This is a genomic window from Candidatus Omnitrophota bacterium, from assembly GCA_013791745.1.
In the GTDB taxonomy this organism is placed as follows: domain Bacteria; phylum CG03; class CG03; order CG03; family CG03; genus CG03.
The window spans coordinates 1-5358 of record VMTH01000065.1 but is presented as its reverse complement, the minus strand read 5'-3'; the positions used below and the strand labels follow the sequence as shown (position 1 = coordinate 5358).

Here is a 5358-nt window from a genome sequence, read left to right as displayed (position 1 = left end):
GGCTACAAAGCAGTGATCAACAGCTCTCACATGGGGATAATATATAAAAACGAGGTTTTCCGACCACTGCACATAGGAGACAGGACAGGGGGCTTCATCAAAAAAATAAGGGAAGACGGAAAAATAGACCTCAGCCTGCAGGAAGCCGGCCACGAAAGAATAGGCTCTGCGGCGGAAATTATCATATCCAAAATAAAAGAAGCCGGCGGGTTCCTGCCGGTAACGGACAAGAGCGAGCCCGAGATTATCTACACGATCTTCGGCATGAGTAAAAAAGTTTACAAAAAGGCCTGCGGCACGCTATACAAAAAGCGGCTGATCATAATTGACAAAAAAGGCCTGAAATTGAACTCGGCTTAAAGTTCTTTCAGAAGTTTTTTAACCTCTTTTATTTTTTTGCTGTCCGGATATTTTTTAATAAAACCCTGCGCTGTTTTTTTCGCGCTTTCCTTGTCTTTGTTCAGGACGTACGCTATACACAGACTGTAATCCGCTTTTTCTTTAAGAGAACTCTCCGGATATTTCCCTGAGAAATCATTTAAAAGCTCTATCGCTGAAGCGTTTCTTCCTGATTTCATTTCAATGCCCGCGAGCCTGACATACGAAAGCTCCGCCCACCATGTGAGGGAATAATTCTTGATGATGGCTTTGAATTCATCTTCGGCTTTTTGGGTGATTTCGTTTTCAAGCAAACTCTGCGCTTTCAAATACAATATCGCGGCGTCTTCATCCGCATCGTCATCATCGTCGGCCTCATCTTCCTCTTCTTTCAAGCCAGCTTTCTCCGCGATGTTTCCCGTTTCTTTCTCATCTTCTTTCACCTCGGATTTTTCCGCGGTTTTCTCCGGAGATTTAATCACCGATTCCGGCTCTTCGGCTTTAACAGCCGCGGCGCTGAAAAACAGGCACACGGCAAAAACGACCGACAAAACAAAAACGATTTTTTTCATACCTTCCCCCCGTTTCTTCTTACTTGATAACACTTGCTTTTGCGCCTGTCAGGATTCTATTTTCCAGCAGTCTTCGCCAAATTTATCCTCAAGCCCGTTGAGGAATTTTGAATCTATTGTAACACCTATTTCCGTGGCCCAGCGCCATTTCCCGCGTTTTTTTGTGTGCAGAACGAATGACACCTGAGTGTTGCCGGGATATTTTTTGAGTTCTTTGACGACCCCGTTGATGTATTTTTCATCAAGGCCGGCGGTGCTCATATATATCTTGAGCTTTTTCGGTATTTTCCTGAAGGCCTCTTTCGCCGAATAGAACTTCTCGCCGAAAAATCTTTTCCCCGAGGCCGCTTCGGTGATGGAGCCCTTAACGGCTATTATACTGTCTTCCTTTATCTCGGGCATGTCCGGCGGCAGCTTATCCTTATATCCCACCAGCTCAAGGACGCCCGTGAGGTCTTCCAGCTTGATGACGAACATATCCTTCCCTTTTTTCGTTTTCAGGTTTTTCACTTCTTTGACGATGCCCGTCAACGTGTGGTCGGCCACACCGCTATTCTCGAGCCCGGCCAGCGTAGATGTCCTGAAATAACGGAAATATTTCTCGTATCGCGTGAGCGGATGGCCCGTAAAATAAAAACCCAGCGCCTCTTTCTCGTATTTGAGTTTCTGCGTCTCCGTCACCTCGCCTTTCAGTTCAACAGCCGCCGGCTGCTGGGCGAAAAGGCTCTCCTGTCCCGACAATTTGTCCCTGTTGGCGCTCTCGGCCGAGGCCATCATCATATCCAGTGATTCTATAATGCCCCCGCTGTCGCGCGAAAGGCCCCAGCAGGCGCCGGCTTTAACGAGGAATTCCGCCATCCTCTTGTTGAAAGAAGTGAGAGCCACCGCCCGGGCGATAAAATCGTTGAAATCTTTGAATTTGCCGTTCTTATTCCTGTCAGCGACGAGATCCCCGCAGGCCTTTTCGCCCGTGTTCTTCACTGCGAGCAGGCCGAATATGATCGTCTTATCGCCGTGAGAACTGAAATACACATCGCTGGCGTTTATGTCCGCCGGCTTTACCCCGATACCCAGCCGCTCGCACTCGGCAAGATAGGGAGAAAGTTTTTTTTCATCGCCTATCACGGAATTGAGCAGAGCCGTCATGAACTCAAGAGGGAAATTCGTTTTCAGATAAGCGGTCTGGTAGGAGATCAGCGCGTAAGCTGTGGAGTGGCTCTTGTTAAAACCGTATTCGGCGAAATGAACCAGCGTGTCAAATATCTCGCCCGCAAGCTTCTCGGGGATCTTGTTAGCGGCACAGCCTTTCATAAAATCTTCTTTCTGTGCCTCGAGCACGGCCATTATCTTCTTGCCCATGGCCTTTCTCAGCACATCCGCCTTGGCGAGCGAGAATCCGGCCAGGGCCCTGGCTATGAGCATGACCTGCTCCTGATATAGGATGACGCCGTATGTCTCCTCAAGGATATCCTTGAGGAGCGGGTGCGGATACTCATAAGCGCGCATACCGTTTTTCCTTTCAATAAATTCATCGACCATTCCCGACTTCATGGGGCCGGGGCGGTAGAGCGCCAGCACCGCGCTCAGGTCGGTGAAGAGTGTCGGCTTCATCTTCCTCAGCACATCCCTCATGCCCTCGCTCTCCACCTGGAATATCCCCACCGTCCGGGCCCGGGAGAGCATCTGAAACGTTTTCTTATCGTCGCGTGGAAGATTATTGAGATCTATTTTTATCTTCTTGTTCCTGTAAACATCCGAGACCGCGTCCTGTATGACCGTGAGAGTTTTAAGGCCGAGAAAATCAACCTTGAGCAGGCCCATTTTCGTCAGATAATCCCCGTCATACTGCGTTATGAGGCCGTTTTTCGAACGGGCAAGCGGCACAAAATCGCTGATCTCTCCCGGCGTTATCACGACCCCCGCGGCGTGCACTCCGAAATGCCGCTTCCTCCCCTCTATGCGGCTGGCGTTCAGAAGCAGCTCTTTCAGCTTAGGCTTGGCCGCTGTGATCTTTTTAATATCGCCGCTGCTGTCCATCGCCGTCTTTATGTCATCGCCCGGAGGAATGAGTTTTGTCAGGATGTCGCATTCTTTTAAATCTATGCCCATGACACGGCCCACGTCGCGTATCGCGCCCTTGGCCAGCATCTTGTTGTATGTGATGATCTGTCCGACGGAATCCTCGCCGTATTTTCCTTTTACGTAATCCACGACCTCAAGCCGGCGCGCCTCCTCAAAATCAATATCCAGATCGGGCATGCTTATCCTTCCGGGATTGAGAAACCTCTCAAAAAGAAGATCGTATTTCAGAGGGTCTATGTCGGTTATGTTGAGAAGATACGCCACGATGCTCCCCGCGCCGGAACCTCTGCCCGGCCCGACGGCGATGCCCTGCTTGCGGGCGTAATTTATGAAATCCCAGACGATGAGAAAATAGGACGAGAAACCCATATTCTTTATGACATCCAGCTCCATCCCCATCCTCTCCGTGACGGCTGTTGTCTTTTTTCCGTAGCGGGCCTTGATTCCTTTTTCACAAAGGCTGGACAGATAGGTGAAGGAATCAAAACCCTTCGGGGGCTCGTAAGCGGGGAGCCTCAACTGCTCAAAATCTATCACGACATTGCACTTCTCCGCGATAGCCAGCGTCGTGTTCAGCGCCTCCGGCACTTCCCTGAAAATCTCAAACATCTCGTCGCCGCTCTTGAGATAGAATTCCTGCGTCGGGAGCTTGAGCCTTTTGGGGTCATCAAGGGTGCTGCGGGTACCGATAGCCAGAGCTATGTCCTGCACCGCCGCGTCATTCTTAAGAGAGTAATGCACATCGTTTGTGGCCACGGTTTTGATATCCAGCCGCCGGGCCAGCTCGATGAGGTCTTTCATCACGGCCTTCTGCTCGGCCATGCCGTTGTCCATGAGCTCTATGTAAAAATTGTCGCCGAAGATCTCCTTCATTTTTTTTGCCGACGCGAGAGCGTCTTCAAACCTGTCGTTCCTGAGAGAATTTGCCACCTCTCCCTGCAGACAGCCGCTCAACACGACAAGTCCCTCGCTGTGCTGTTCAAGGATGGCCTTGTCTATGCGCGGACGGTAATAAAAACCTTTGCTGTATGAATAGGAGCTGAGCTTGGTGAGGTTCCTGAAACCCGTGTCATTTCTGGAGAGAATCGTGAGATGATAATTTTTCCTCGCGTAAGTGGCCTTCGTGTCCGTGGCGTCGGCGCCGGTGGCAAGATAGAATTCGCTGCCGAGAATAGGCTTGAGCTTTGCTTTGTGGCAGGTCTGGTAGAACTCCGGCACGCCGAACATATTCCCGTGATCCGTTATGGCCAGCGCCTTCATGGAGTTGACCTGCGCCGCCAGAAGGAGGTCACCGGGATTGCCCTTGTTATCGACTATCTGCGCAACGCCGTCAAGCAGGCTGTACTCCGTGTGCACATGTAAATGAACAAAATCTCTCATAATATCCCTTATATATACGAAAATATTTTCAAATTTACCACATTTATCATTTTCACAGTAGTCAATATGATATAATATGAACTATGGGCAGAAATATATTTCAGACAAAACTCAGCTTGTTTATTACGGGGTTCTTTGCCGCAGGACTGCTTGTTGTGTTCGGCATTAATATGCTGGTTGAAAAATCTCTTATAAACCGCTATACATCCAACATCACTGATGTCGGACGATTTTTCAGTACCAATGTGGCGAATTCAATAACTGTACAAGACGAATATTCGCTCAGGATGTTTGCCCGCGATATGAGCTCCGGCGACGGCGTGCTCTACTGTATAATTTATGACGACAAAGATAAGATACTGGCTCAATCAGCTTCATCTTTAAAAAAGAAATCGGTCGTTCCGGGCGATGAAGAGTTAAAAATACCGATAGTGATCATGGGCGAGAAATTTGGAAAGATAGTTATAGGCTATTCCCTCAAGAAGGAAAAGAAAAGAATCGCTGAAATAAAAAAATATATAATTTCAGGTTATCTGATCTCCGCTTCAATATTATGGGCATATCTGATTTTTTTTCCGAACACACTGACTCTATTTATGTCAAAATTAAGCGGCTCGCAGGACGCGGGTCTGGAAAAACGGAATTATTTCAGAGTGGCAGTTGAACTGTCCGCTGAAATATCGACTTCAGATAAGGAATGTATTTCGGGGCAGATCAAGGACATATCACTCGGCGGAATTTCATTAAACTGCGCGAAAGAACTGCCATCCAGTGCAGTGTATGACATATCGTTTGATTGGAAAGGCGAAAAATTTAATTTAAAGAGTGAAGTCGTGAGGCGTACCCCGCCCGATAAACCCTCTAACTACGGTATAATATTCACGGAGATGAATATCTGGGACAGGAACAAACTGTCAGCGCTCCTGAACAAAAAGAGCAAATAGCG

At 48.5% G+C, this 5358-nt stretch carries 3 protein-coding genes; 1 reads left to right on the top strand and 2 read right to left on the bottom strand.

Features of this window, described 5'->3' with window-relative positions:
- Positions 1-356 precede the first annotated feature (356 nt).
- Together bamD and dnaE are read right to left on the bottom strand one after the other, a co-directional pair.
- The gene (bamD, locus tag FP827_03050) at positions 357-950 is read right to left on the bottom strand and encodes an outer membrane protein assembly factor BamD (protein MBA3052055.1); all 594 of its coding nucleotides are present in this window, start codon (positions 948-950) and stop codon (positions 357-359) included.
- A 48-nt stretch (positions 951-998) separates the two neighbouring features.
- A complete protein-coding gene (gene dnaE, locus FP827_03045) occupies positions 999-4412 on the bottom strand; it encodes a DNA polymerase III subunit alpha (GenBank protein ID MBA3052054.1) in 3414 nt (1137 codons plus the stop codon).
- A gap of 83 nt (positions 4413-4495) precedes the next feature.
- On the opposite strand from dnaE, the gene FP827_03040 reads away from it, so the two are divergent.
- The gene (locus tag FP827_03040; GenBank protein MBA3052053.1) at positions 4496-5356 is read left to right on the top strand and encodes a PilZ domain-containing protein; all 861 of its coding nucleotides are present in this window, start codon (positions 4496-4498) and stop codon (positions 5354-5356) included.
- The last annotated feature ends 2 nt before the right edge of the window (positions 5357-5358 follow it).